Below are 24,505 nucleotides of genomic sequence, written 5' to 3'. Positions count from 1 at the left end.
CTGTCGTGAGGAGGGTGCCTGCATGGTGACCGCGGCCGATGCCGGCGAGACCCGCACCAGTGTGTGGCTGGCCGCCAGGCCCGCCGCACCCGCCAGACGCCGCAGTGAGGCAGCCTCGGGGCTGGACCGGGAGCGGATCACCGCCGCCACCGTGCGGCTGCTCGACGCCGACGGGCTGGCCCGGTTCTCGATGCGGCGGCTGGCGGCCGGGCTCGGGGTCACCGCGATGTCCCTGTACTGGTACGTGGACACCAAGCAGGACCTGCTCGAACTCGCCCTCGACAGCGCCCTGGGCGAGCTGCGACTGCCACCCGAGACGGCGGCGACCACGGCGGGGAGTAAGGCGGCGAGCACGGCGGGGAGCACCAGGGCGCCCGCGGCGGCGAGCGCCGGGGAGAGCGCCGGGGCGAGCGCCGAAGCGGGCTGGCCCGGGCGGCTGCGGGTGCTGGCCCGCGGCTACCGGCGGGTGCTGGCGGACCACCCGTGGGTCGCTCCGCTCACGGCCGCGTTCCCGAACATCGGCCCGCACGCGCGGGCCTTCGACGCCGCCCTCCAGCGGCTGCTGGACGCCACCGGCCTGGTGGGCGCCGCACGCACCGGCGCCCACCTGGCCGTCTCGCAGTTCCTGCACGGCTGCGGCGGGACGGTCCGGCGGGCGCCGGAGGGCGACTTCTGCCTCGCGCTCGACGTCGTGATCGCGGGCATCGAGGCCAAGGCGCGGGGAGACCGGGGCTGAGCCCGGGGCTCCGGCAGCCCCGGGCCGTCCCTTCCGGATCGTGCCGGGCCCGCGACGTCCGGCACCGGACGCCGCGGGCCCGGCCGACAGGATCCGAAAGAGCCTAGGCCTTGACGGCGGTCTCGGCGGGGGCCGGTTCGTTGGACGCCGCCGGGGCGTGGGCCGACGGCTTCGACTTCAGGGCGACCTCCTTGATGAACACCACCAGCACCAGTCCGAGCAGCGCGAACGGGGCGGCGTAGAGGAAGACGTCACCGACGCCGTGCCCGTACGCGGACTCGATGACCTCGCGGATCGGCGCGGGCAGCTTGTCGAGGTCGGGGATCCCGCCTCCGGCGGTGCCGCCGTGGCCGAGGGCCGCGGCCTTCGGGCCGAGGGCGGCGAGGCCGTCCTGGACGTAGTGCGTCACCCGGTGGGCCATGACCGCGCCCAGCGCGGAGACGCCCATGGCGCCGCCGAGGGAGCGGAAGAAGGTGACGACGGAGCTGGCCGCACCCAGGTCCTCGGGGGCGACCTGGTTCTGGGTGGCGAGGACCAGGTTCTGCATCATCATGCCGAGACCGAGGCCGGTCAGCGCCATGTAGACCGCGATGTGCCAGTACGGGGTGTCGTGGCGCAGGGTGCCCAGCAGACCCAGACCGGCGCTCAGCAGGACGCCGCCGGAGACGAGCCAGGCCTTCCACCGACCGGTCTTGGTGATCACCTGACCGGAAACAGTGGAGGAGACGAAGAGGCCGGCGATCATCGGAATCGTGAGGATTCCGGACATCGTCGGGGACTCACCGCGGGCCAACTGGAAGAACTGGCTGAAAAACACGGTCCCCGAGAACATCGCGATGCCCACGAACAGGGAGGCCGCCGAGGCGAGGCTGATGGTCTTGTTGCGGAACAGCCGCAGCGGGATGATCGGGTCGCTCGCGCGGGACTCGACGAGGACGAAGAGCAGGCCGAGCAGCAGCGCGCCGCCCGTCATCGTCCAGGTCTGCCAGGAGATCCACGCGTAGGAGTCGCCGGCCTGAGTGACCCAGATCAGCAGCAGCGAGACGGCGCCGCTGATCAGGAAGGCGCCCAGCCAGTCGACCTTGACGTCGCGGCGCACGACCGGGAGGTGCAGGGTGCGCTGGAGCACGACCAGCGCGATGATCGCGAACGGCACGCCGACGTAGAAGCACCAGCGCCAGCCCAGCCACTCGGTGTCGGTGATGACACCGCCCAGCAGGGGGCCGCCGACGGTGGCGACGGCGAAGACCGCGCCCAGGTAGCCGCTGTACCGGCCGCGCTCGCGCGGGGAGATCATCGCGGCCATCACGATCTGCGCCAGGGCGGAGAGGCCGCCGACGCCGATGCCCTGGACCACGCGGCAGGCGATCAGCGTGCCGGTGTTCTGGGACATGCCGGCGACCACGGAGCCGAGGACGTAGATCACGAGGGATATCTGGACCAGCAGCTTCTTGCTGAAGAGGTCGGACAGCTTGCCCCACAGGGGGGTGGCGGCCGTCATCGACAGCAGGGCGGCCGTGACCACCCAGGTGTACGAGGACTGGGTGCCGCCGAGGTCGCTGATGATCTGGGGGAGGGCGTTGGAGACGATCGTGGACGACAGGATCGCCACGAACATGCCGAGCATCAGCCCGGACAGCGCCTTCATGATCTGCGGGTGGGTCATGGTCACGGAGGTGGCCGCGGGGGTGGCCGAGGGGGTGGCGGGGTCGGCCGCGGACGTGGGCGGGTGGTCGGTCGTCGTCTCCGACTGGGCCATGTCTTTCCTTTGTCTAGAAGCTCGATCGGAGTCGGGCCAGCAGGGTGTTGAGTACGTGGACGTCCTGGGGGGACCAGTCGTGGAGGGCTCCCTCCAGCGAGGCCGTGCAGCGGGCGCCGAGCTCGGAGAGGAGCGCCCGCCCGGCCGGGGTGAGCCGCAGGATCCGGCAGCGCCCGTCGCCCGGGTCGGTCTCGCGCTCGATCCAGCCGCGGTCGGCGATGTGCGTGACGTGCCGGCTGGTCACGGAGATGTCGACCCCCATGAACTCGGTCAGCCGGCTCAGCCGCATCTCCCCGTGCCGGTCGAGCAGGGTGAGGACGGCGGCGGCGCCGGGCGGGCAGTCCGGGGGCAGGCTGCGGGCGAGCTCGCGCGTGACCGCACCGATTCCGGTGAGCTGGCGGGCCAGCTCCGCGTACGGGGCCGCCGCGGTGGGCGGTGTGGGCGGTGCGCTCTGCACGGTCGGAGCGGTCTGCACGGTCACCGGGTCCCCCATCTTGTTGCTTGAGGCAACCATAGAAGCGCATGGTTGCTACAGGCAAATGAATCCGGGGGGTAGGGCGGTAAAGGAATCGGAAAACCGGCTAGGGTCCTGCTCCATGGCTGACAACCACAACTCACAGGTCCCCGAGGGCGGCTACGACCCCGCGGGCAGCACGCAGATGTTCAAGGCCTTCGTCGAGGAGGCCGCACCGGCCCGGCAGGCGGGTCCCGGGGCCCGTCAGCAGCGCCGCGCGGAGCAGCGGTCTGGGTCCTCCTCCGGCCCGGCCCTGAAGGTGGGGCTGGTCCTCGCGCTGCTCGTGATCGGCGCGGCGGTCTGGGTGGTCCTGCGCTGACGGTCGCGTCTGCCGGTCAGCTCCAGGTGGCGGTGACCGTCCGGGTGTCCACGTGCATGCCCAGCGGGACCCGCCAGGACTCCACGCAGACGGTGTAGGTCTGCGTCTTAGAGGTCCCGCCCGCCACCGGCGCGGGCAGGGGCCGGCTCGTCGTGATCGTGGCCCAGTCGATGCCGAGGGCGCCGATGATGTGCGTCGCGAAGCTGACCGTGCCCGAACGGGCCGCGGTCGTTCCGGTGTTGGTGAAGGTCACGGTGACCTGCTCGCACCAGCGGTCGGCGGCGGCCGTCCTGACCGGCGCGGACAGCGTCAGCCGGGCCGGCGTGGACGCGGGCGGGGCCGGCGGCGTCGTCCCGGGCCTGCCGGGCGGGCCCGTCGGTGTGCCCGGCGCGGTCGGCGTGCCGGGTGCGGTGGGTGCCGTGGGCGTGCCGGGTCTGCCGGGGGGCTGTGGTGCCCTGCCCGGGTCCGCGGGGGCGCCGGGCGCGTCTGCGGAGCCGCCGGGGGCGGTGGTCGTGGCTCCGCCCGGGGCGGGACCGCCAGGGGTTCCGGATCCCGCGGGAGCGGTCGACGTACGGGCGGACGCGGAGGCTCCGCCCGTCGCGTCCGCACCTCCGAGCTGCTGGAACTCCACCTGGCCCCGCGGCGCCACGTTCTCCCCCGCGCCCCGTTCGGGGCCCGGGGCCGCGGCGCCCACGGCGACGTAGCCCTCCCGGGCCGGGCCGCCGCAGCCGGTGAGGCCGGCCGCGGCGGTGCAGCACAGGGCGAGCAGGGTGGTGGCGGTGGCCGCCCGCGATCCCTTTCGCATCGCGCCAGTTTTCCTGACGCATCGTCAATTGGGAAGCGCGCGGCGCCCGATCACTCCCCGATGAGGCCTACGCGCAGTTGCGCGAGGGTGCGGGTCAGCAGCCGGGAGACGTGCATCTGGGAGATGCCGACCTCCTCGCCGATCTGCGACTGCGTCATGTTCGCGAAGAAGCGCAGCATGATGATCTGCCGTTCCCGGGGCGGGAGTTTGGCCAGCAGCGGCTTCAGGGACTCGCGGTACTCGACGCCCTCCAGTGCGGTGTCCTCGTAGCCGAGGCGGTCCGCGAGGGAGCCCTCGCCGCCCTCGTCCTCGGGGGAGGGCGAGTCGAGCGAGGAGGCGGTGTAGGCGTTGCCGACGGCGAGGCCGTCGACGACGTCCTCCTCCGAGACCCCGAGCACGGCGGCGAGCTCGGGCACGGTCGGCGAGCGGTCCAGCTTCTGGGCGAGCTCGTCGCTGGCCTTGGTCAGCGCCAGGCGCAGTTCCTGGAGCCGGCGCGGGACGCGCACGGACCAGGAGGTGTCCCGGAAGAACCGCTTGATCTCGCCCACGACCGTCGGCATCGCGAACGTCGGGAATTCGACGCCGCGTTCACAGTCGAAGCGGTCGATCGCCTTGATCAGGCCGATGGTGCCGACCTGGACGATGTCCTCCATCGGCTCGTTGCGGCTGCGGAAGCGGGCGGCCGCGTAGCGCACGAGGGGCAGGTTCAGCTCGATCAGGGTGTCGCGTACGTACGCCCGTTCGGGGCTGTCCGCGTCCAGGGCGGCGAGCCGCTGGAAGAGGGAGCGGGAGAGGGTGCGGGTGTCGATGGCTTCCGAGCGGTCGGACGCTGCAGGTGCTGTGGGCGCCGGCGCGCTCTTGACGAGCGTGAGCACCTTGGAGCTGCCCTGGTCTACGGACATGCCACCCCCTTGAGGTCGCGGACGGTCGCGTACTGCGCGCCCGTCAGAGGAACACAGCCTCCACCTGAATACCGGAGGCGGGGCTGCGGCAAACGCGGTTCACGCAGAATGTCACATGTCGGCAACGCGCTGTAGCGCCATGTCGACATATATCTCCAGCGACAGAAGGCGACTCCGGGCGATCAGCCCGATCTGTCGGGAAACAGGCGAATGATCTCCACTCGATCCGGTTACGCCTCGATCCTGTTTGCGGATCTCAGTCGGGCGAAGCTCCGGGCGAGGAGTCGGGAGACGTGCATCTGGGAGACGCCGAGCTCCACGCTGATCTGTGACTGCGTCAGATTGTTGTAGTACCGCAGGAGCAGGATCCTTTGCTCACGCTCGGGCAGCTGTACGAGGAGGTGGCGGACGAGGTCGCGGTGCTCGACCCCGGCCAGCTCCGGGTCCTCGTAGCCGAGGCGGTCCAGCAGCCCGGGCATGCCGTCGCCCTCCTGCGCGGCCTCCAGGGAGGTGGCGTGGTAGCTGCGCCCGGCCTCGATGCAGGACAGCACCTCGTCCTCGGTGATGCGCAGCCGCTCGGCGATCTCGGCGGTGGTGGGGGTGCGGCCGTGGAGGGTCGTGAGGTCCTCGGTGGCGGCGTTGACCTGGACCCAGAGCTCGTGGAGGCGTCGCGGTACGTGGACCGTGCGGACGTTGTCGCGGAAGTACCGCTTGATCTCGCCCACGACGGTCGGCATCGCGAAGGTCGGGAACTGCACGCCGCGGTCCGGGTCGAACCGGTCGATGGCGTTGATCAGGCCGATGGTGCCGACCTGGACCACGTCCTCCATCGGCTCGTTGCGGCTGCGGAAGCGGGCGGCCGCGTACCGCACGAGCGGGAGGTTGGCCTCGATGAGGGCCCCGCGCACCCGGCTGTGCTCGCTGGTGCCCGGCTCCAGGCCCTTCAGCTGGCCGAAGAGGACCTGGGTGAGCGCCCGGGTGTCCGCACCCCTGCTCGGGGGTCTCGGGGCGACCGGGGGCTCCTCCGGCGGCTCCTGGCGGGGCTCCTGCAGGGACTCCTGGCGCTGTTCCCGCGGGGGCTCCGGCTGGGGCGGCACCTGGGGGTCCTGCTGGGGTGGCACTTGAGGCGCAGTACTGGCCGGCACGGTCACGCCACCCCTTCAGTCAACTCATCCATCAAAAGCGGTCATAGCATCACAAGAGATGTGCACTGTGTGCAAGCACCGTATAGCGCCGTGTTGACGGCAAGTTGGGCATATCAGGGCAATACGCCCAGCTGCAGGTATACAAAAAGCCCCCCACCCGTCGGAGTGGGGGGCCGGAAGTCCGGTGACCGCTTCAGCGTACGGGTCAGCGCACCAGTTCGGTCATGAACTCGCCGATGCCGGAAGCGGCGTCCGATATCCCCTGGAAGCCTATTTCCACGATCTCGGCCGCTCTCTTGGGCTGGGTGATGATCACGAAGAGGGCGAACACGGTGAGGGCACCCGTGATGAGCTTCTTGGTGTCCACGTGCGGGCGGCCTCCCCAACCGGTCCGAGCAAGTCGGGTGAGTCTAACCGGTCAGGATCGGACACTCATCTGGTCTTTAAGGACCAACGACCCGGTACTCCGGGTCCTTTGCCGTGGAGCGGGTGGTTGCGGTGCGCGCAGGATGGGTGTGGGCCCACCGGTTCTGGCAGGAAACCGGTGGGTGAGGGGCAGGGCCTCACTGCGGGGTCCGGGCCGCGAGCTTCCCCCTGATCGCGACCCGGACCGGCAGGTCCGTCCTCGTAGGGGGAAGTGGCTTGTCCCCCCGATGCCACTTCCCCCGTTCCACGTGTCGAAGGTCCCGGCTCCGGCCGGGGCCTTCTTCGCGTCCCCGGGGCTACTCCAGGCCGCCGGCCAGGTCCGTGAGGGGCTGTACGGGCGCGATGACGGGGGCCAGGTGGTCGGGCAGCTCCATGAGCGCGTTGAGCTGGTTCGCGCCGGCGCTGAGCTGGGACCCGATCTCCTGGACGGACGTGGGCTGGGCCCCGGCCGGCATCCCCGGGGCGGCCGCCGGCAGGTCCGGGAGGGTGAGGGGGGAGATCGGGGCGGCCGAGGCGGCGGGTGCGGCGAGGCCCGCGGCGGCCCCCGCGAGGGCGATGGCGGCGAGCATGCGCTGGGTCTTGGTCATGCCGTGACAACGGCCGAGAACGCGGGCGGTCACGCGGGTGTCCTCCGGAGAGCCGACCGGGAACGCGCCGCCCGGAGCACACCGCCCGGAATACGCCGAGAGCCCCGACCCTTGCGGGCGGGGCTCTCGATCGAAGCGGTAGTGGAGGGATTTGAACCCCCGATGGGTTGCCCCATACTCGCTTTCGAGGCGAGCTCCTTCGGCCACTCGGACACACTACCGAGATGGATCCTAGCCTAAGGAACCCCATCCGCCGAAATCGGTGGGTCCGGGGGCGTCGGTGCGGCAGTACGCAGGCCTTTTCCCGCGCCGGAACCGCGCCGGAACCGCGCCGGAACCGCGCCGGAACCGCGCCGGAACCGCGCCGGAACCGCGCCGGAACCGCGCCGGAACCGCGCCGGGACCGTGCCGGTACCGCCCCGGGCCGCTCCGCCGGTTTCAGAGTTCGCGGAAGAACTCCGTCAGCTGCCGCGCGCACTCGTCGGCCAGGACCCCGCGGACCACCTCGGGCCGGTGGTTGAGCCTGCGGTCCCGTACGAGGTCCCACAGCGACCCGGCGGCGCCCGCCTTCTCGTCGTCCGCGCCGTAGACGACCCGGGCGACGCGCGACTGCACGAGCGCGCCCGCGCACATGACGCACGGCTCCAGGGTCACCACGAGGGTGCACCCCGGAAGGCGCCATTCCCCGAGCTCGGCGGCCGCCCGGCGCAGTGCGACGACCTCGGCGTGCGCGGTGGGGTCGCCGGTCGCCTCGCGTTCGTTGTAGCCGGTGGCGAGGATCCGCCCGTCCGGGCCCAGCACGACGGCGCCGACCGGCACGTCGCCGGCCGGCACCGCCCGGGCGGCCTCCTGGAGCGCCAGGCGCATGGAGTCCCGCCACGGGTCCCGTACGGGATCGTCGGTGTTCGCAGGGAGCACTAGCGGACGGCCTCCAGGACCTCGGTGGCGCCGAGGGAGTCGGCGATCTCCGAGAGGGCGTCCCCGTCCAGGGTCATCAGTTGTTTGTTGGTCACTCCGAGATCGTCCAGCAGCCGGGGGTCACCGAGCGGACCGGCCGGTACCGGTTCCGCACCGGTCCCGCCCGCCTCGTCCTCGTCGGCGTCCTCGTCCGTGAACGCGGTGACGGCATCCTCCTCGCCGTCCTCGGTGCCGTCGAGGTCCAGGTCGTCGAGTTCGTCGTCCTCCTCGTCGCTGCCCAGCAGCTCTTTGGTCAGCATCGAGCCGTAGGAGCTGCGGGCGGCCGCGGAGGCGTTCGACACGAAGTACCGCGGGTCCTCCTCGCCGTCCACGCGGACGACGCCGAACCAGGCGTCCTCCTGCTCGATGAGGGCGACCACCGTGTCGTCGTCGACAGCGGCGGACCTGGCGAGATCGATCAGATCACTGAGGGACTCGACGTCGTCGAGTTCCATGTCGCTCGCTTCCCACCCGTCTTCGGTGCGCGCGAGCAGTGCGGCGAAATACACCGTGACTCTCCCACTGGTCTTAGGCGTGCCGGTTGGAGGTCCCCCCGGCCGGAGGTTGGGGCAAAGCGGCAGTGCTGCTCGCCGCCCGTACCCCGCCCAATCGGCATCGTGGCAGAAACAACGGCGTTGCGAGAGGTCTTCCGCGCTTGCGTCGTGCCGCGCCGTGCACCGGCGGGGCCGTGCGGGGTTGCGGCGCGGGGGCGGCGGGGCCGTGAGGAGAGATCTGGGGCGGGTGGTGCGGCCCGGACGTGTCGCGGTGTGCCGGGGCGTGTGCCGGGGCCCTGATCACCAGCGGAACCTGATCACCAGCGGAAGGTGCGCATGCGCATCTGCTGGCGCATACGGGCGGCCCGGGCGCGGCGGGGCTGGACGCGATCGCGCAGTTCGCGCGCTTCCATCAGGTCGCGCAGGAACTGCGCGCGGCGTGCTCGGCGCTGCGCCGCGGTCTCCGGCACGTCGTCCTTCGGCTGCCTGTCGGGCATCGGCCACCACCTGGCTGGTCGGTCGTCCCCCCTTGCACCCACCTTCCCCCGGACGGCGCGTTTGATGCCACCCCTTCGCAGGTCAGACGTCGTCCTTCAGGGTCGGGACCACGGCCACCGGTCCGTGCGCGTGGTGGAGCACCGCGTGGGCGACCGAGCCGATCGCCAGCGACATGGCGGTGCGCCGGGGGTGGTGGCGGCCGACCACGACCAGTGCCGCCGCCCGGGAGGCGATGACCAGCCGGCCCGCCGGGTCCCCGGGTACCGCGGCCTGCTCGACCGGGACGTCCGGAAACCGCTCCCGCAGCGGTGCCAGCCGCTCCGTCTGGGACCGCAGCATCTCCCGCTCGGCCGGTACCCCGTCCCCCTCGTCGGCCAGCCCCTCCGGCGGGATCACCGCGAAGGGGCTGTCGATCACCAGGGTCGGCGAGGGCGGGATGGCGTACGCGGAGACCACCTGGACGGTGGTCCCCCGCACGGCGGCCTCGGTGAACGCGAAGGTCAGTACGTCGTCGGGCGTCTCGGCGGCGTGCAGCCCGAGCACCACCCGCCCGGCCGACTGCCCGGCGCCGGCGTCGGTGTCGGCCGCGGCGTCCGCTTCGGCTGCGGCGCCGCGCTCCGCGTGCGGGACCACGACGACCGGGCAGGCGGCCGAGCTGGCCACGGCCCGGCTGCTGGAGCCGAGCAGCAGGCTGGCGAAGCCGCCGCGGCCGCGGGAGCCCATCACCAGCATCCGGGCCTCCGAGCCGATCACCCGCAGGGCCTCGGGCACGGAGCCCTCCAGGGCCTCGTACGCGACCCCCTCGGGCAGCTCGGAGCCGCCGGCGCCGAGGACGGACGCGACCCAGGGGCGCACGGGGTCCGGGATCTCCCCCGGTTCGGAGGCGTCGTGCAGGGAGGCCCGGCGCCCGGCGTACAACTGGGCGTGGTCGGGCAGCACATGGGCGACCAGCAGCCCGCAGTCGTGGCGGACGGCTTCCTTCCGGGCCCACTCCAGAGCCCGCAGGCTGTGTTCCGAACCGTCGACGGCCGCGATCACCGGTGTGTTGCTCATCCGTCCAGCCTGCTGGGCGTCCGCGCGGGTCGCATCCGCAGGGATGCGGCGGGCGCGGACGCGGCTTCGGACGCGAAGGAGCCGCGTCAGCGCGTAGCCTTTTGGGTGCAGGTCGCGTCGTGCGACCGTTTTTGCAGGTCGCAGGCTGAGTTTTGGAGGATGTTGTGCGTTTGCAGGTCGTCGATCACCCCTTGGTGGCGCACAAACTCACCACCCTGCGCGACAAGCGCACCGACTCGGCCACCTTCCGGCGGCTCGCCGACGAGCTGGTGACGCTGCTCGCCTACGAGGCCACCCGGGACGTGCGCACGGAGCAGGCCGACATCGAGACGCCGGTCGCCCCGACCACGGGCGTGAAGCTCTCGTCCCCCCGCCCGCTGATCGTCCCGATCCTGCGGGCCGGCCTCGGCATGCTGGACGGCATGGTGCGGCTGCTGCCGACCGCCGAGGTGGGCTTCATGGGCATGGTCCGCAACGAGGAGACCCTGGAGGCCTCCACGTACGCGACGCGCATGCCGGAGGACCTCTCGGGCCGCCAGGTCTACGTCGTCGACCCGATGCTCGCCACCGGCGGCACGCTGGTCGCGGCGATCCAGGAGCTGATCAAGCGCGGCGCCGACGACGTCACGGCCGTGGTGCTGCTGGCCGCGCCCGAGGGCGTCGAGATCATGGAGCGCGAGCTGGCGGGCACGCCGGTGACCGTGGTGACGGCCGCGGTGGACGAGCGGCTCAACGAGCACGGCTACATCGTGCCGGGCCTGGGTGACGCCGGCGACCGGATGTACGGCTCGGCGGAGTAGCGGCGGGTGCCGGACGCATCCCGCGCGGTCGGCGCGGTGTGCGTCCGGCGTGTCAGCACTTCTTGGGCGCGGGCGCGGGGTTGGCCAGGAGGGCCAGCGCCTTGTCCGCGTCCTCCTTCGTGCTCAGCTCCTTGAAGGCGTCGCCCAGGATCAGGTCGACGTCCGCGGTCTCGCGGGTGTCGGTCTGCTGGGTGGTTCCGGCGAGCTGCGTGCCGAGTACGGCGAAGACCGCCTTGTCGGTGGTGGGGGCGCCCAGCAGTATTCCCGTGCCGGGGACCTTCTTGTCGAAGTCGGCCGGGGCGTTGCCCACCTTGCCGATGACGAAGCCGCGTTTGGCCAGTTCGTCACCGACGGCCTTGGCCAGGCCCGCACGCGGGGTCGCGTTGTAGACGTTGACCGCGATGTCCCCGGGCGGGGGGAGCACGACCGCCGGTTTGGCGGCGGCCGAGGCGGTGGAGGCGGCGTCGGGGCCGCCCTTGGCGGCGGTACCGGGAGGCGTCGTCGGGCAGTCCTTGGCACCCGCAGCCGTGTTCCGCTTGGGGCTGTCGCCCCGGAACACGTCGATGAGCTGCAGGGCCCCGTAGCCGACCAGGGCCAGCGCAAGGATCGAGCCGAGCACGGCGAGGACGATCCGGGTACGGCTCCGCTTACGACTCATACGGGGGTAGGCGGCTCCCGTGACGCGGTACTTTCCGCCCATGCCGGGGGGAGTGAGCATGCTCATGGGCGCAGCGTAGTGCGGCCCGGTGTCGATGCCTACTAAATGATCTGCTGATAGGTCAATGGTGACCCGAAAGGCGCAATCCAGGCGATTTGGTCAGTCCATTTCGAGGACGCGCGCGTGCAGCACCTGGCGCTGCTGGAGGGCGGCGCGCACGGCACGGTGCAGCCCGTCCTCCAGGTAGAGGTCGCCCCGCCACTTCACGACGTGCGCGAAGAGGTCGCCGTAGAAGGTGGAGTCCTCGGCGAGCAGCGTTTCGAGGTCCAGCTGGCCCTTGGTCGTCACGAGCTGGTCGAGCCGGACCGGACGCGGCGCGACGTCCGCCCACTGCCGGGTGGTTTCCCTGCCGTGGTCGGGGTACGGCCGTCCGCTTCCGATGCGCTTGAAGATCACACGGAAAGCCTACCGGGCCGGTGCGTGCGGGCGCAGCCTCGTACGGGCGGTGCAAAAGTGGCGAACAGCGCTATTTGGGGAGTGAAGCATGAGCGAGAGCACCGACCCCGCCCTTCCGGAGGACCGGACGGCCCCGGCCGGCCCGGCCGCGGAGATCGCCGCCGGGTACGCCTTCACCGGGCCCGCGCTCGACCTCGGCGCCCTGCTGTGGGACGGCGCGTGCCTGCCCGACCGTCAGATCCGCATCCCGCTGGCGATGCTCAACCGGCACGGTCTGGTCGCCGGCGCCACCGGCACCGGCAAGACCAAGACGCTCCAGCTCATCGCCGAACAGCTGTCGGCGAACGGGGTCCCCGTCTTCCTCGCGGACATCAAGGGCGACGTCTCGGGGATCACCGCACCCGGCACGCCCGGCGAGCGGATCGACGAGCGGGCCCGGGACGTCGCCCAGATCTGGGAGCCCACCGGATACCCGGGCGAGTTCTACTCGCTGGGCGGGATCGGTCCCGGGATCCCGCTGCGGTCCACGGTCACCAGCTTCGGCCCGGTGCTGATGTCGAAGGTGCTCCAGCTCAACCAGACGCAGGAGCAGTCCCTCGGCCTGATCTTCCACTACGCCGACACCAAGGGCCTGGAGCTGATCGACCTCAAGGACCTGCGCGCGGTCGTCGCCTTCCTCGTCTCCGACCAGGGCAAACCCGAACTCAAGGGGATCGGCGGACTGTCCACGGTGACGGCCGGGGTGATCCTGCGGGCGCTCACCGCCTTCGAGCAGCAGGGCGCCTCGGAGTTCTTCGGCGAGCCCGAGTTCGACACGAGCGAGTTCCTGCGGACGGCCGCCGACGGGCGCGGACTGGTCTCCGTACTGGAACTCCCGGCGGTCCAGGACAAGCCGCAGCTCTTCTCCACCTTCCTGATGTGGCTGCTCGCCGACCTCTACAACGACCTGCCGGAGGTCGGCGACCTGGACAAGCCCAAGCTCGTCTTCTTCTTCGACGAGGCGCACCTGCTCTTCAGCGGGGCCTCGAAGGCCTTCCTCGCGTCGATCACCCAGACGGTCCGGCTCATCCGTTCCAAGGGCGTCGGCGTCTTCTTCGTCACCCAGACCCCCAAGGACGTGCCGGCGGACGTCCTCGCCCAGCTCGGCAACCGGGTGCAGCACGCGCTGCGCGCCTTCACCCCCGACGACGCCAAGGCGCTGAAGGCGACCGTGAAGACCTTCCCCCGCTCCGCCTACGACCTGGAGGAGCTGCTCACCGGGCTGGGCACCGGCGAGGCGGTGATCACCGTGCTCAGCGAGAACGGTGCCCCGACCCCGGTCGCGGCGACCCGGCTGCGCGCCCCGCAGTCGCTGATGGGACCCGTCGCGGCGGCCGACCTGGAGCGGGCCGTGAAGTCCTCGCTGCTCTGGTCGCGCTACGCGGAGCCGGTCGACCGCGAGTCGGCGTACGAGAAGATCAGCGCCGAGCAGGCCGCCGCGGAGGCGCAGGCGGAGGCCGCGGCGGCCGCCGCCGAGGCCGAGAAGGAGGCGAAGGCGGCGGAGAAGGAGGCCGCACGGGCCGCGCGCAGCGCCCCGAAGCCGGATCCCTCGCTGGCCGAGCAGGTGGTGGGGAGCGGGCTGTTCCGATCGCTGGCCCGGTCGATCGGGACCCAGTTGGGCCGGGAGATCTCGCGCTCGATCTTCGGGACGGCGCGCAGGCGCCGGTGACGCGGTGACAGACTCGGTGCATGCGGACCGAACTCACCGACACCACGTCCAGCAAGGTCAACCGGGCCCTGCTCGAAGCCCGCCGTGCGATAGGCAGCCCGACCATGGGGCTGGTGCTGACCCTTGTCCTCGCCACCGACGAGGAGAACGCCTACGACGCCGTACGCGCGGCCTCCGAGGCCTCGCGTGAACACCCCTGCCGCATCATCGCGGTGATCAGGCGGACCTCGCGCGGTCCGCACAAGCTCCGCGCGGACCGCGTGGACGCCGAACTGCGGGTCGGCACCGACGCCGGGACCGGCGAGATCGTGCTGCTGCGCCTGCACGGTGCGCTGACCGAACACGCCGGTCCGGTCGTCCTGCCGCTGCTCCTGCCCGACGCGCCCGTGGTGGCCTGGTGGCCGGCCGACGCGCCCACCGACCTGGCGCGGGATCCGCTGGGCGCCCTCGCCCAGCGCCGGATCACGGACGCGGCCGCCGCCTTCGACCCGGTCGGTGTGCTCGACGAGCGCGCCGTCGGCTACCAGCCCGGCGATACCGACCTGGCCTGGACCCGCCTGACGCCGTGGCGCTCGCTGCTGGCGGCGGCCCTGGACCAGAAGCCGCTGCCGGTGACCGGCGCGGCGGTGGAGAGCGAACCCGACAACGCGAGCGCGGAGCTGCTGGCGCGCTGGCTGGAGGACCGGCTGGGGGTGCCGGTGGACCGGGTGGCGAGCGAGGGCCCGGTGATCACCGGGGTCAGCCTGCGGACCGCGGGCGGGGAGATCCGGGTGGACCGGCCCGCGGGTGTGCTGGCCACCTTGAGCCTGCCGGGGAGCCCGGACCGCAAGGTGGCCCTGAAGATCCGCAGCGGCGCCGAACTGATCGCGGAGGAACTGCGCCGCCTCGACGCGGACGTGGTCTACGGCTCAGCGCTGCGGCGGCGGCCGCTCCAGACGGCGCTCTCCGCGTAGTGGTTGTCGTAGGTCGCCGAGCTGTCCTTGATGTCCTGCACGGTGGCCTCGCCCGCGTTGACCCGGCCCAGGAGCCGGTAGTAGTCGAAGCGGCCCATGCCGGGGGTGAAGCCGACGAAGACGGCGGCGGTGTGGCCGGCGGCGGGGGCGAAGGCGTGCTTGACGCCCGGCGGGACCGCGATGAAGTCGCCGGCGTCCAGGGTGTGGATCTCGTCGTCGACCAGGACGTCGAGCCGGCCCGCGGTGACGTGGAAGAACTCGGTGGCCTTGGTGTGGAAGTGCACCGGGGCGCCCGCCGCGCCCTCGTCGAAGGTGGCGGTGTTGCAGGTGAGCTCGGCGGTGTCGGTGAGCAGGGTGATGAGGCTGCCGGGGCCGTCGTAGATGGCTTCGGCAGTGGCGGCGCGGGTCGCGATCTCTGTCATGTCCACCAATCTACGATCTTGAGCGACCGGAATCAGGGGTCAATCGCCGACCCGTTCGGCCGGTCAATTCCGGGGACTCGGGCGGGCCGGGGGCGGGACCGGCGGCGAGCCGGGGAGAGCCGGGGAGGGCCGGGGAGGGCCGGGGGCACGCCCCCGGCGGCGACGGCGGTCAGGAGCCGCCCGCGGCCTTGGCGGCCTTCGCGGCGGCCTTCATCTCCTGTTTGTGCGCCCGCACCTTGGCCAGGGACTCCGGGCCCGTGATGTCGGCCGCCGAACGGTAGACGTTCGCCTGGCCGTACCCGCCGGCGGCCTCCCGCCAGCCCGTCGGGCGCACGCCGAACCGCTTGCCCAGCAGGGCGAGGAAGATCTGGGCCTTCTGCTCCCCGAAGCCCGGCAGCGCCTTGAGGCGCTTCAGCAGCTCCTGGCCCGTCGCGGCGTCGGCCCAGACCGCCTCCGCGTCCCCGTCGTAGTGCTCGACCAGGTAGGCGCACAGCTGCTGGATCCGCGTCGCCATCGACCCCGGGTACCGGTGGACGGCGGGCTTCTCCGAGAGCAGGGCCGCGAAGGCCTCCGGGTCGTACGCGGCGACGGTGTGGGCGTCGAGATCGTCGGAGCCCAGCCGCTGGGCGATCGTCCAGGGCCCCGAGAACGCCCACTCCATCGGCACCTGCTGGTCCAGCAGCATTCCGACGAGTGCGGCGAGCGGGCTCCGGCCGAGCAGCGCGTCGGCCTCCGGCTGCTGTGCCAGCCGGATGGTGATGTCCTTGTCCATGGTTCCAGCGTCCCGCCTGGGCGCGCTCCCCGCGCGGTCGCCGCACCGCGCGCCTAGCGTGAGTACGGCCGTCTACGACGACGACACAGGTACGAGACGAGGAGTCGATCGATCATGACTGAGTTCTCCGAAGGCGCTCCGTGCTGGGTGGACGCGATGTTCGCCGACGTGGAGGGGGCCAAGACCTTCTACGCGGACGTGCTGGGCTGGACCTTCGGCGAGGCCAGCGGTGAGTACGGCAACTACACGCAGGCCTACTCCGACGGCAAGGCCGTCGCGGCGGTGGTCCCGCCGATGCCGGGGGCCGACGCGCCCTCGCAGTGGTGTCTGTACTTCGCCTCGCCCGACGCGGCGGCCACGGCCGGGAAGGTGACGGCGGGCGGCGGCGAGGTGCTGATGGGCCCGATGCAGGTGGGCGCCTTCGGCACGATGCTGATCGCGAAGGAGCCGAGCGGCGCGGTCTTCGGTGTCTGGCAGCCGGGCGAGCACAAGGGCTTCGAGAAGATGGGCGAGCCGGGCTCGTACGCGTGGGCGGAGGTCTTCACCCGGGACCCGGCCAAGGTGGACGGGTTCCTGCCGGAGGTCTTCCCGTACGGCGCGCAGCAGATGGACCCGGGCGAGGACCCCGAGATGGCCGGCATGGACTTCAAGGTCTTCAGCGTGGGCGGCGCCGGGAACCCGGTGCTGGGCCGGATGAAGATGGACGCCGACTTCCCGCCGGACCTGCCGCCGTACATCCAGGTCTACTTCGGGGTCCCGGACTGCGACGAGGCGGTGGCCAAGACCCAGAAGCACGGCGGGAAGCTGCACTTCGGTCCGATGGACAGCCCGTTCGGCCGGTTCGCCGCGGTGACCGACCCGCAGGGAGCCGCGTTCGCAGTGATCGACATGTCGACAACAGTGGGTGAGATGCCGAGCTTCGGCTGAGCGGTGGCCCCGCCGTGCCGGCGGCCCGGCGACACGGCGCACCGCGTCGCCGGTCGCGGAAGTTCTTCGCGCGGTCTGTCACACCGGTGCGGCGGGGCGGGTCAGAGGAGTGAAGCAGGCGGGAGACAGACCGGAGCGAGTCCGCACCGGCGCCCGCCCGAGGGGAGCTCGGATGTCCACCACCGCTGTTGTCTTCGCCCTGGTCGGCGCGTTCATGGTCGGGTTCTCGGCGGCCTCGATGTTCCTCGGGGCGAAGTGGGTCGTGGAGCCGCTGGCCGAGTACGGGGTTCCGCGTTCGTGGTGGACCTGGCTCGCCACCGCGAAGGCGGTCGGCGCGGCGGGCCTGGCCGTGGGCGTCTTCGTCCCGGTGATCGGCATCGCGGCGGCGGTCGGGGTCGCCCTGTACTTCACCGGGGCCGTGGTCACGGTGCTCCGGGCGAAGTCCTACGCCCACGTGCCCTTCCCGGTGATCTACGCGGCCCCGGCGGTCGTGGCCCTGGCCCTCGGTTTCAACGGCTGAGGCGTTCCGGGTGCCGCTACGGGGTCACGAACGGCAGGTCGGCGGCGCGGACCCGGCCCAGCGGACCGGCCGCGCGCAGGACCACGTCCAGGACGGCCCCGGGCCGGGCGGCGTAACTGTTCGAGAACCACGGCATGTTGGCCTCGACCACGGCGTACCGGCCCGTCGCGCCGACGAGGCCGACGTCGACGGTGACGGCGCTCGGCAGGTCCGGGCCGGTCGCGGCGAGCAGGGCGGCCGCGAAGCCCCGTACGTCCGCCCCGCGCGGGTCCCCGTCGAGCGGGGCGGGGTCCAGGCGCCCGTGGACGGCGTACCGGCTCCCGGCGGCGATCTCCCCGTCGAGCACGAACAGCCGGTACTCGGCGGCGAAGTCCACCACCTCGGAGACCAGCACGGGCGTGGCGGCGGGCAGCGACCGGGGCAGCGGCGCGCCGGGCCCGTACACCGCGGGCGGGAAGGACTTCTCGCGCGGCGGCTTCACGAACGCCGGCCGCCCGGACCCGGTCAGCTCCTGCGCGGCACGGCCCAGGGTGGTCAGCTCGATCCGGCGGCCCGTGAACCGCCGCGGCAGCCGCGTGAGCCAGTGGTCGGGCGGTTCCAGCAGCCCCAGGCCGAGCGCCCCGGCCACCCGGGCGGCGGCGTGCGGACCACCGCACCAGTGCACGGCCCGGCCGGCCAGCTCGCCGAAGCCGGGGCCGAGGGCCCGGACGGTCATCCCCCGGCGGGCGGCGGCCTCGGCGAGCAGCCCGGCCGTGGCGGTGGGCCGGGCCGGGATCAGGAACACCTCGTCCGTCATCCGGCCATTGTGCCGGGGCCGTTCGCTCCGTCGCGCGGGGCGACGGGGCACCCGACCGGACGCGGCCCGGCGCGGCCCTACTTCCTCGCCTTCGCCCGGGCCGAGGTCAGCTTCGCGTACTTCGCGAAGAGGGTCCGCTGGCGATCGGCTTCCGTCGCGTGGCCGGGGTCGATCCCGAAGGCCCGGTCCACCTCCTCGTCGAGTGCGCGGTGCGCTTCGGCCAGCGCGTCCGAGAGCGCCGACGGCTCGTACTGGGCGGCCAGCGACAGATCCGTGTGCGTCTCGCGCTCGCGAACGATCCGGGCGCCCGCCCGGATGATGGCGTCCTGCGTGGCGTCGCTGACGTGGGGCAGCGGGAAGGTGTTCCACGTCAGCAGCTTGTTGAAGCGCAGGTCCGACTTGATGCGCCCGCCGACGGTGCGCTGCCACGTCATGAACATCGACGACGAGATGACGGCGAAGACAAAACCGTTCTCGTCCGGGGCGAGGAAGTTGGCGTCGCTGGTGATGACTTCCGGTTCGTACCGCGCGGCGAGGAAGTACGGCCGGGTCTCCGAGACGTGCCGCGGAATGCAGAGGTAGGCCGTGGACGGCTGGGAGATCTGCCGGAAGAGGTGCGGTGTCGATGCGGCGGCCCGCGTCGAGGCGGCCTTGCTCTCCGACCTGAACTGCCGGACCCCGGCCAGCCGTGCGCTGAGGACCGGTGAGCCGGCGGCCTCGTCGGGGGCCATCCCCGGAAGCCACAGGCAGTACCGGTCGACGCCGTGCAGCAACTCGCGTGCGCCGATGTAACGCTTGACGAAGCGCCGCGCGACAGGGTCGGCGCGTACCGCTTCGACGTCCTCGGGCGAGACGATCAGCCAGCCGCCGTCCGTCGGCTTGTTGCCGTAGGCCACCTCTCCCATCTGCGGGTTGATCGGCTTGGTGCTCTGGGTGACCACCACGCTCGGCCCGTCGAACAGGTAGGGCGAGATGTTGCCGACGTCGGGCTGCTCCACCGGCTGCGAGGCGAGCGTCGCGTAGTCGAACAGCCGGGGCTTTCCCCTGCCCTTGGTGAATCCGATGATCACGCAGTGGACGGCCGCCTGGCCCGTCGCCTCGGAGGTCCAGCGGAACGAGCGGTGGGCGAACTTGATCCGCCACCCCTCTTCCAGGATCGGCTCGAAGAGCGGGGCCACGGCCTCGCCCTGGGTGATGGAGTTCGTCGTGACGAAGGCCCACTGGCCCTCGATCCCCCGGAAGTAGTCGAGGCACTTCGCGTGCCAGCCGGTGACGTAGTCCAGGGTGCCGTGGTACCTGCCGCCCCACACGTCCTGGAGCTCCTGGGTCTGTGCGGCGGAGCGCAGCGAGATGCCGAGGAACGGCGGGTTCCCGGCGACCACGACCGTCTCGCTCGGCGGCAGCACGGACGCCCAGTCGACCTGGAGGGCGCTCACCCCCGAGACGATCGTGGCCTGGTGCTGGATGGGGAGCCTGTCGGGTGCCCAGCCGAGGCGCTCGATGAGTTTGAGGTCGGCCTGGCGGTCGGTGAGGAACATGGCCGTCTCGGCGATCTTCGCCGGCCATTCGTCGATCTCGATGCCGAAGAAGTTCTCCAGGCTGACCTTGAGGCCGACGTTGGCCAGCAGCAGCGGCTCCTCGCCGGTGATCTCCTGCAGCCGCTCCATGATCTGCAGTTCGAGCTCCCGCAGCTCGCGGTAGGCGATGATGATGAAGTTGCCGCAGCCGCAGGCGGGGTCGAGGAACCTGATGTCCGCCAGCCGGTTGCGCAGGCGGGTGAGCGCCAGTTTTTCGTTGGTCCTGGTCCTGGCGAACTCGAAATCGGCACGCAGCTCGTCGAGGAAGAGCGGGTTGAGCGTCTTGAGGATGTTCTCCTCGGAGGTGTAGTGCTCCCCGAGATCACGGCGCGTCTTCGCGTCCCGGACCGACTGGAACATCGACCCGAAGATCGCGGGACTGACCGTGGCCCAGTCGCGCTGGCAGGCCTCCAGAACGGTCTCCCGGAACGCGGCGTCCAGCGGAGGCAGGCTTATCGCCTCGCTGAAGATCCCACCGTTGACGTACTTGAAGCCCCGGAGGTGGTCCGGAGTGGAGCTCCTGGCCCGGTCCGGGGTGTCGAGCCAGGTGAACAGCTCGTTCAGGCGGTCGGCCAGGTCGGAGGCGTCGGGCCGGGTGTGGGCGGCGACGAAGCGCTGGAAGAGACCGGCCTGCCACATGTCGGTGTCGTCGCCGAACATGAGGAAGAGGATCCGCGCCAGGCTGACGGAGATGTCGTGTTCCGGCGTCCCGCACGCCTCCAGCGACGTGTACATGCGGGCCATGAGCTTGGAGGCCTGCCGGGTCTCGTTCTGCGCTTCGACGTCGAAGGCCCGGCGGACCTGGGCGATCAGTCCGGTGGCGTCGGGCGGCCGGTTCCAGTCGATACGGATCGAAGCGAGCCGGTGGGCGAAGCTCGGGTTCTCCTGCCCCGTGGTGTGCCGGTGCCGCGACAGGCGGGTGGTCGTGCCCCCGCCCGTCGACCTGCGCACCGGCCAGCGCCAGACCTGCTCGTCGCCGTCGTGGAAGATGACGAGCCGGTCGACGGACTCCCTGGCGATCAGCTGGTCGAGCCGGGATTCCAGGTCCGACCCCGGCCGCCGGTCGCACACCCAGACACAGACGCCCTTGTAGCTGGACACGTTCCGGGCCGTGATCGTCCCGCCCTCGTCGTCGGGCATGACGACGGGCTGCCGGTGTGTGGGGGCGGACCAGTGGAGGTCCTTGAGGAAGAGGTCGCGGTAGTCGTGCGACTCGACGCGCTCGATCAGGCGGTCGTTCATGCGGGGGTCACTCCGATCGAGCAGACGATCTTGATGGGGTCGGATTCGCTGGTCCTGATGACCAGCCGGTCGTCCTCGTGGAGCTGGTTGAGGACGTCGATGAGGTCGTCGTCGCTGTACCGGTTGCGCAACGCGGTACGGAGCCTGCCGTTGGCGTGCTCCGTCAGGGGACGTTCGTGCAGCGCGTTGAGCGCCTCGCGCGCCTGGTCGGTGAACAGGGTGCCCGTGGTGCCGTGCAGCCGCTCCCACACCCGTTTGCGGGTGCCCTTGAGATTGCCCTCGGCCACCGCCTCCGTCGTCAGCGGGCCGTGCACCAGCTGCTCGACCCGCTCGAAGAAGTCGCCCAGCGGCTCACGTGCGGGGGTGTCGGGCTCGGCCTCGAACACCCTGAGGGCCTCCAGCGGGGTCACCAGCCGTTCCCTCATGACCCCGTCCGGGCCGGGAGCGGAGATCGCGAACGCCTCGACACCGGAGCGGGTGTTGATGAAGCAGGCGACCAGGTCGCCGGTCTCGGCGACCCGCGGAGAGCGGGTGCTCCCGATGTTGTCCTGCGAGGCCAGGACGCGGCGGACGACAGCGGGGTGCCTCTCGGTGGCGTGCGACCACACCAGGTACGCCTCGCTGACCGCGTCCGCCTCGCCCTCGTCCTCGTCGATGTCGGACAGCTTCCCGTTGTAGAGGTCTTCGAGGATCTCGACCTCGCGGTCGGACCCGAAGAACTGCTCGTCCGAGCCGAACGCCTGGGCGCTGTCGGCGAGCCGCTGCTTGATCCGCATGCGCAGGTTGATCTGCTGCTCGACCTTGTCGTGGGTGATCAGGTACACGTACACCCGGTCGGACTGCTGGCCGATCCGGTCGACGCGGCCCGCCCGCTGGATGATGCGGATGATCGCCCAGGGCAGGTCGTAGTTGACGACGATGTGCGCGTCCTGGAGGTTCTGGCCCTCGGAGAGCACGTCGGTGGCGACCAGGACGTCCAGCTCGTCGTCGGGAGCGAGCGCGGCCGCGGGGTCGTCCGCGTCGTCGGGCAGCGCGTTGGACCGGGGGGAGAACCGCTTGGCGACGGCCGCGGGGTCGGCGGTGGCGCCGCTGACGAGTCCGACCCTGCCGATGCCGGCGTCCTCCAGGGCCTTGGCCACGTAGACGGCCGTGTCCACGTATTCGCTGAACACCAGGACCTTCTCGCCCGGGTGGTCGTGGCGCAGCAGGTCCACGAGCCGGTTGACCTTGGAGTCGCGGGTGACGTCCCAGGTGCCGAACCGGTCGAGAAGGGTCTCGATCGTGTCGTTGTCCCGGCGGAGGTCGGCCCGCAGTGCCGGGGCGAACACCGTGGAGTTGATCCACTTGGTGTTCTTGGGGAGGGAGTGCCTCAGCTGCTCGTAGCGGCCGGCCATGTCGCCGTGCAGCAGCGGGCCGTCGGCCTCGGTGTCGGAGTCGGCGTCGAGGTCGGTGAACTGCAGCTGTGCGTCGGTGAACGTGCCGATGGGCAGCGGCAGCCCCGCGTCGATCGCGTACAGGAACAGGTCGTTGCGGGCCCGCTGGCGGGTGAGCGACACGATGAACGAGTGGCCTGACGAGGACAGCCGCTTGAAGAGGCCGGTACGGACGAAGCCGACGACGTTGCCCCGGCCGGAGCGGATGTCGCCCAGCACCGCCAGGTCCTGCTCGGTGTGCCGGGCCTTCGGGTTGTCGTACGAGGCCAGCCGGTAGCGGGGCAGCCGCAGCGAGGCCACCGCGTCGAGCGTCTCGTCGCTCTCCATCACCCGTGCCACGTCGTCCTCGGCGAACTCGTGGACCAGCGGGACCGGCACGCGCGTCGGGAAGTGGAATCGCTGACCGCCGGCGAACTCCAGGTACTCCCGCTCGGCCGTGGTCCCGTCGGGGGCCGTGACCGTCTCCGTCTTCGCGGAGCGCTTGACGAACGACCTGGTCCTGCGCACGAGGTGGTCGCTCATGAGCCGCTTCCAGTCCTCGGCTTCGGCCGACCTGCGGAACGCGGTGAGCGTGGTCGTCTTGCCGTCGACCTTGGCGCGCAGGCCGGGGTCCTTGCCGAGCGCGACGGTGGGCTCGATGCCCAGGTCGTCGTCATCGTCGAGGTAGAGGCCTATCTGGTTGGCCACGTCCTCGAAGGCCAGGTTGAAGGGTGTCGCGGTCAGCAGCAGCACCTTCGCGTTGTTGTCGCGGACGTACTGGTGGATCGCCTCGTAGTCGATGCGGGTGTTGTTGCGCAGGTTGTGCGACTCGTCGCAGATGACCAGGTTGAACCGCTTCAGCTCGGGGAGCCGCCTGGCGGCCGTCGAGTAGGGCACGACGCGGCCGTTGACGTCGTACTTCTCCAGGTGCTTGGTCCACATGCCCTCCAGGTTCTTCGGGCACAGGACGAGCGTGGAGTAGTCCTCGGCCCCCTGCAGCATGAGCGCGGTCGCCACGGCCGTCAGGGTCTTGCCCATGCCGACGACGTCACCGAGCATCGTGCCGCCGCGGCGCACGATCCGGCGCGCGAGGGTGCGCACCGCCGTCTCCTGGTACGGCAGCAGCAGGTTCCTCATGGACGGCGGCAGGACGTAGCCCATGCCGGCCCGGGCGTCCTGCGACAGCTCGTGGCAGACCTTGAGGTACACCTCGAACGGGGTCGGCTGGTCGCCGGCCCAGGACGCGGCGATCAGGTCCATGATCTCGACGGTGATGGTGAGCGAGAACGGGTCGTCCCACCGGTCGGTGAACCAGGTGGCGAGCTTCTGGGTCGCGTCCTTGTCGGGTACTTCGATGTTGAGTTCGAGGTTGCTGTAGAGCCCCGCGCCCGTGAAGTTGGAGGAGCCGACGTAGGCGAACCGGGGGGTGTGGTGGTCGCCGGGCTTGTGGAAGATGTACGTCTTGCCGTGCAGCGGCTTCTCGGTGAACACCTTCACCTGGACCAGACCGTCGGCCAGTTGCCCGCGCAGGGTCTCCAGGGTGGCGCGTCCCCGCTTGGTCGCGAGCCCGCGCATCAGCTGGTTGCGCAGATGCCTGACCAGCTGCTCCTTGCGCGCGTGCGCCGTCTCCATGTCGTGGTACTGCTCGTCGTCGCCGGGGGCGCACTGCACGTCGCGCTGCAGCGACTCCAGGATCGTCTCCGAGTCGCTCGGGGCGACCATGCCGACGAGGAGGCGGACCACCGGCTCCCCGGCCGCCCCGGTCCCCCCGCTCCCGCGCTTTGCCTCGACGAGGTCTTTGAACGAATCCCAGCCGCGCATGTCGAAGTACCCGGTCGCGACGTCGACGGTCGCGAAGCCGGCCAGCGACCGCTTGAGGGCGGTCCCCAACTTCTGATCGTCGAGGTTGTCAAAGATCTCAGGCACAGAGTTCGCTCCTGGCACCGGTGGCTGGGCTGGCGCCGCGCGGGAGGCGCGGAGATCCCGATGCTAAGGCCGGGCACGGCCTTTCAGGGCGCCGATCGCCCTGCTCACGACGCCGCGGTGATCAAGCACCGCCGGAGGACA

At 71.4% G+C, this 24,505-nt stretch carries 24 protein-coding genes, 1 tRNA gene and 1 pseudogene; 7 read left to right on the top strand and 19 right to left on the bottom strand.

What is annotated here, in order from left to right:
- Positions 1 to 22: 22 nt before the first annotated feature.
- Positions 23 to 736, top strand: a complete 714-nt coding sequence (locus DEJ51_RS15820; protein ID WP_150258141.1) for a TetR/AcrR family transcriptional regulator — start codon at positions 23 to 25, stop codon at positions 734 to 736.
- A gap of 109 nt (positions 737 to 845) precedes the next feature.
- On the opposite strand, the pseudogene DEJ51_RS15815 reads toward DEJ51_RS15820, so the two are convergent.
- Together DEJ51_RS15815 and DEJ51_RS15810 are read right to left on the bottom strand one after the other, a co-directional pair.
- Positions 846 to 2,402: pseudogene (locus DEJ51_RS15815) on the bottom strand (MDR family MFS transporter); the annotation flags it as partial.
- 106 nt (positions 2,403 to 2,508) lie between these two features.
- On the bottom strand, positions 2,509 to 2,988 hold the full coding sequence (locus tag DEJ51_RS15810) for a MarR family winged helix-turn-helix transcriptional regulator (protein ID WP_150261954.1): 480 nt from the start codon (positions 2,986 to 2,988) through the stop codon (positions 2,509 to 2,511).
- A 103-nt stretch (positions 2,989 to 3,091) separates the two neighbouring features.
- On the opposite strand from DEJ51_RS15810, the gene DEJ51_RS15805 reads away from it, so the two are divergent.
- Complete coding sequence (locus DEJ51_RS15805; protein ID WP_150258140.1) at positions 3,092 to 3,328, top strand: hypothetical protein; 237 nt, start codon at positions 3,092 to 3,094, stop codon at positions 3,326 to 3,328.
- Between the two features lie 16 nt (positions 3,329 to 3,344).
- On the opposite strand, the gene DEJ51_RS15800 is transcribed toward DEJ51_RS15805, so the two are convergent.
- The 10 genes from DEJ51_RS15800 to DEJ51_RS15760 form a co-directional block, all read right to left on the bottom strand.
- The gene (locus DEJ51_RS15800; RefSeq protein WP_150258139.1) at positions 3,345 to 4,133 is read right to left on the bottom strand and encodes a hypothetical protein; all 789 of its coding nucleotides are present in this window, start codon (positions 4,131 to 4,133) and stop codon (positions 3,345 to 3,347) included.
- 50 nt (positions 4,134 to 4,183) lie between these two features.
- On the bottom strand, positions 4,184 to 5,035 hold the full coding sequence (locus tag DEJ51_RS15795; protein WP_030010611.1) for an RNA polymerase sigma factor SigF: 852 nt from the start codon (positions 5,033 to 5,035) through the stop codon (positions 4,184 to 4,186).
- Between the two features lie 230 nt (positions 5,036 to 5,265).
- On the bottom strand, positions 5,266 to 6,156 hold the full coding sequence (locus tag DEJ51_RS15790; RefSeq protein WP_411757323.1) for an RNA polymerase sigma factor SigF: 891 nt from the start codon (positions 6,154 to 6,156) through the stop codon (positions 5,266 to 5,268).
- 229 nt (positions 6,157 to 6,385) lie between these two features.
- A complete protein-coding gene (locus tag DEJ51_RS34530; RefSeq protein ID WP_167745563.1) occupies positions 6,386 to 6,547 on the bottom strand; it encodes a hypothetical protein in 162 nt (53 codons plus the stop codon).
- A 355-nt stretch (positions 6,548 to 6,902) separates the two neighbouring features.
- Entirely contained in the window at positions 6,903 to 7,226 is a 324-nt protein-coding gene (locus DEJ51_RS15785) for a hypothetical protein (protein WP_150258137.1), read from the bottom strand.
- Positions 7,227 to 7,329: 103 nt separating this feature from the next.
- A tRNA-Ser gene (locus DEJ51_RS15780) sits at positions 7,330 to 7,414 on the bottom strand.
- A gap of 217 nt (positions 7,415 to 7,631) precedes the next feature.
- A complete protein-coding gene (tadA, locus tag DEJ51_RS15775) occupies positions 7,632 to 8,060 on the bottom strand; it encodes a tRNA adenosine(34) deaminase TadA (RefSeq protein WP_223836175.1) in 429 nt (142 codons plus the stop codon).
- A gap of 50 nt (positions 8,061 to 8,110) precedes the next feature.
- Positions 8,111 to 8,659, bottom strand: a complete 549-nt coding sequence (locus DEJ51_RS15770) for a hypothetical protein (protein ID WP_150258135.1) — start codon at positions 8,657 to 8,659, stop codon at positions 8,111 to 8,113.
- A gap of 302 nt (positions 8,660 to 8,961) precedes the next feature.
- Complete coding sequence (locus tag DEJ51_RS15765; RefSeq protein ID WP_030010606.1) at positions 8,962 to 9,141, bottom strand: hypothetical protein; 180 nt, start codon at positions 9,139 to 9,141, stop codon at positions 8,962 to 8,964.
- Positions 9,142 to 9,223: 82 nt separating this feature from the next.
- Positions 9,224 to 10,195: a universal stress protein gene (locus tag DEJ51_RS15760; RefSeq protein ID WP_223835827.1), complete on the bottom strand. Its 972-nt coding sequence runs from the start codon at positions 10,193 to 10,195 to the stop codon at positions 9,224 to 9,226.
- 164 nt (positions 10,196 to 10,359) lie between these two features.
- On the opposite strand from DEJ51_RS15760, the gene upp reads away from it, so the two are divergent.
- Positions 10,360 to 10,995 (top strand): uracil phosphoribosyltransferase, encoded by a 636-nt coding sequence (upp, locus tag DEJ51_RS15755; RefSeq protein WP_150258134.1) that lies wholly within the window; start codon positions 10,360 to 10,362, stop codon positions 10,993 to 10,995.
- Between the two features lie 52 nt (positions 10,996 to 11,047).
- Here upp and DEJ51_RS15750 read toward each other — a convergent pair whose 3' ends face one another.
- Together DEJ51_RS15750 and DEJ51_RS15745 are read right to left on the bottom strand one after the other, a co-directional pair.
- Positions 11,048 to 11,719 carry a LytR C-terminal domain-containing protein gene (locus DEJ51_RS15750; protein ID WP_150258133.1) on the bottom strand — a complete coding sequence of 224 codons (672 nt, stop codon included), beginning with the start codon at positions 11,717 to 11,719 and terminating at the stop codon, positions 11,048 to 11,050.
- A gap of 93 nt (positions 11,720 to 11,812) precedes the next feature.
- Positions 11,813 to 12,109 carry a type II toxin-antitoxin system VapB family antitoxin gene (locus DEJ51_RS15745; protein ID WP_030010424.1) on the bottom strand — a complete coding sequence of 99 codons (297 nt, stop codon included), beginning with the start codon at positions 12,107 to 12,109 and terminating at the stop codon, positions 11,813 to 11,815.
- Positions 12,110 to 12,197: 88 nt separating this feature from the next.
- Between DEJ51_RS15745 and DEJ51_RS15740 the strand changes: the two genes are divergently transcribed.
- Together DEJ51_RS15740 and opcA are read left to right on the top strand one after the other, a co-directional pair.
- A complete protein-coding gene (locus DEJ51_RS15740) occupies positions 12,198 to 13,817 on the top strand; it encodes a helicase HerA-like domain-containing protein (RefSeq protein ID WP_150258132.1) in 1,620 nt (539 codons plus the stop codon).
- A 20-nt stretch (positions 13,818 to 13,837) separates the two neighbouring features.
- Positions 13,838 to 14,770 (top strand): glucose-6-phosphate dehydrogenase assembly protein OpcA, encoded by a 933-nt coding sequence (gene opcA, locus DEJ51_RS15735; protein WP_150258131.1) that lies wholly within the window; start codon positions 13,838 to 13,840, stop codon positions 14,768 to 14,770.
- Here opcA and DEJ51_RS15730 read toward each other — a convergent pair.
- Both DEJ51_RS15730 and DEJ51_RS15725 read right to left on the bottom strand, forming a co-directional pair.
- Positions 14,719 to 15,192: a cupin domain-containing protein gene (locus DEJ51_RS15730; protein ID WP_150258130.1), complete on the bottom strand. Its 474-nt coding sequence runs from the start codon at positions 15,190 to 15,192 to the stop codon at positions 14,719 to 14,721. The genes opcA and DEJ51_RS15730 overlap by 52 nt on opposite strands.
- 169 nt (positions 15,193 to 15,361) lie before the next feature.
- Complete coding sequence (locus tag DEJ51_RS15725; RefSeq protein WP_150258129.1) at positions 15,362 to 15,964, bottom strand: HhH-GPD-type base excision DNA repair protein; 603 nt, start codon at positions 15,962 to 15,964, stop codon at positions 15,362 to 15,364.
- 114 nt (positions 15,965 to 16,078) lie between these two features.
- Here DEJ51_RS15725 and DEJ51_RS15720 point away from each other — a divergent pair, with 114 nt between their 5' ends.
- Both DEJ51_RS15720 and DEJ51_RS15715 read left to right on the top strand, forming a co-directional pair.
- A complete protein-coding gene (locus DEJ51_RS15720) occupies positions 16,079 to 16,891 on the top strand; it encodes a VOC family protein (protein ID WP_150258128.1) in 813 nt (270 codons plus the stop codon).
- 172 nt (positions 16,892 to 17,063) lie between these two features.
- Positions 17,064 to 17,411 (top strand): DoxX family protein, encoded by a 348-nt coding sequence (locus DEJ51_RS15715; RefSeq protein WP_150258127.1) that lies wholly within the window; start codon positions 17,064 to 17,066, stop codon positions 17,409 to 17,411.
- A gap of 16 nt (positions 17,412 to 17,427) precedes the next feature.
- Here the strand turns inward: DEJ51_RS15715 and DEJ51_RS15710 are convergent, their stop codons facing one another.
- From DEJ51_RS15710 to DEJ51_RS15700, 3 genes are all read right to left on the bottom strand, one after another.
- Positions 17,428 to 18,207: an ATP-grasp domain-containing protein gene (locus DEJ51_RS15710; RefSeq protein WP_150258126.1), complete on the bottom strand. Its 780-nt coding sequence runs from the start codon at positions 18,205 to 18,207 to the stop codon at positions 17,428 to 17,430.
- 77 nt (positions 18,208 to 18,284) lie between these two features.
- On the bottom strand, positions 18,285 to 21,026 hold the full coding sequence (locus tag DEJ51_RS15705; protein ID WP_150258125.1) for a class I SAM-dependent DNA methyltransferase: 2,742 nt from the start codon (positions 21,024 to 21,026) through the stop codon (positions 18,285 to 18,287).
- Positions 21,023 to 24,364, bottom strand: a complete 3,342-nt coding sequence (locus DEJ51_RS15700) for a helicase-related protein (RefSeq protein WP_150258124.1) — start codon at positions 24,362 to 24,364, stop codon at positions 21,023 to 21,025. Before DEJ51_RS15700 ends, DEJ51_RS15705 begins: the two co-directional genes overlap by 4 nt.
- Positions 24,365 to 24,505: the final 141 nt, after the last annotated feature.

The sequence above is a fragment of the Streptomyces venezuelae genome (assembly GCF_008642275.1).
Taxonomy (GTDB): domain Bacteria; phylum Actinomycetota; class Actinomycetes; order Streptomycetales; family Streptomycetaceae; genus Streptomyces; species Streptomyces venezuelae_E.
The sequence above is the reverse complement of the archived record's forward strand: the minus strand, read 5'-3'. Positions and strand labels throughout refer to the sequence as shown.

Excerpts from the sequence above, each read along its gene's own strand:
- DEJ51_RS15820 (WP_150258141.1), top strand. The coding sequence starts at position 23 with ATGGTGACCGCGGCCGATGCCGGCGAGACCCGCACCAGTGTGTGGCTG.
- DEJ51_RS15810 (WP_150261954.1), bottom strand. The coding sequence starts at position 2,988 with ATGGGGGACCCGGTGACCGTGCAGACCGCTCCGACCGTGCAGAGCGCA.
- DEJ51_RS15805 (WP_150258140.1), top strand. The coding sequence starts at position 3,092 with ATGGCTGACAACCACAACTCACAGGTCCCCGAGGGCGGCTACGACCCC.
- DEJ51_RS15800 (WP_150258139.1), bottom strand. The coding sequence starts at position 4,133 with ATGCGAAAGGGATCGCGGGCGGCCACCGCCACCACCCTGCTCGCCCTG.
- DEJ51_RS15795 (WP_030010611.1), bottom strand. The coding sequence starts at position 5,035 with ATGTCCGTAGACCAGGGCAGCTCCAAGGTGCTCACGCTCGTCAAGAGC.
- tadA (WP_223836175.1), bottom strand. The coding sequence starts at position 8,060 with ATGCGCCTGGCGCTCCAGGAGGCCGCCCGGGCGGTGCCGGCCGGCGAC.
- DEJ51_RS15765 (WP_030010606.1), bottom strand. The coding sequence starts at position 9,141 with ATGCCCGACAGGCAGCCGAAGGACGACGTGCCGGAGACCGCGGCGCAG.
- DEJ51_RS15760 (WP_223835827.1), bottom strand. The coding sequence starts at position 10,195 with ATGAGCAACACACCGGTGATCGCGGCCGTCGACGGTTCGGAACACAGC.
- DEJ51_RS15750 (WP_150258133.1), bottom strand. The coding sequence starts at position 11,719 with ATGAGCATGCTCACTCCCCCCGGCATGGGCGGAAAGTACCGCGTCACG.
- DEJ51_RS15740 (WP_150258132.1), top strand. The coding sequence starts at position 12,198 with ATGAGCGAGAGCACCGACCCCGCCCTTCCGGAGGACCGGACGGCCCCG.
- opcA (WP_150258131.1), top strand. The coding sequence starts at position 13,838 with ATGCGGACCGAACTCACCGACACCACGTCCAGCAAGGTCAACCGGGCC.
- DEJ51_RS15730 (WP_150258130.1), bottom strand. The coding sequence starts at position 15,192 with ATGACAGAGATCGCGACCCGCGCCGCCACTGCCGAAGCCATCTACGAC.
- DEJ51_RS15725 (WP_150258129.1), bottom strand. The coding sequence starts at position 15,964 with ATGGACAAGGACATCACCATCCGGCTGGCACAGCAGCCGGAGGCCGAC.
- DEJ51_RS15720 (WP_150258128.1), top strand. The coding sequence starts at position 16,079 with ATGACTGAGTTCTCCGAAGGCGCTCCGTGCTGGGTGGACGCGATGTTC.
- DEJ51_RS15715 (WP_150258127.1), top strand. The coding sequence starts at position 17,064 with ATGTCCACCACCGCTGTTGTCTTCGCCCTGGTCGGCGCGTTCATGGTC.
- DEJ51_RS15710 (WP_150258126.1), bottom strand. The coding sequence starts at position 18,207 with ATGACGGACGAGGTGTTCCTGATCCCGGCCCGGCCCACCGCCACGGCC.
- DEJ51_RS15705 (WP_150258125.1), bottom strand. The coding sequence starts at position 21,026 with ATGAACGACCGCCTGATCGAGCGCGTCGAGTCGCACGACTACCGCGAC.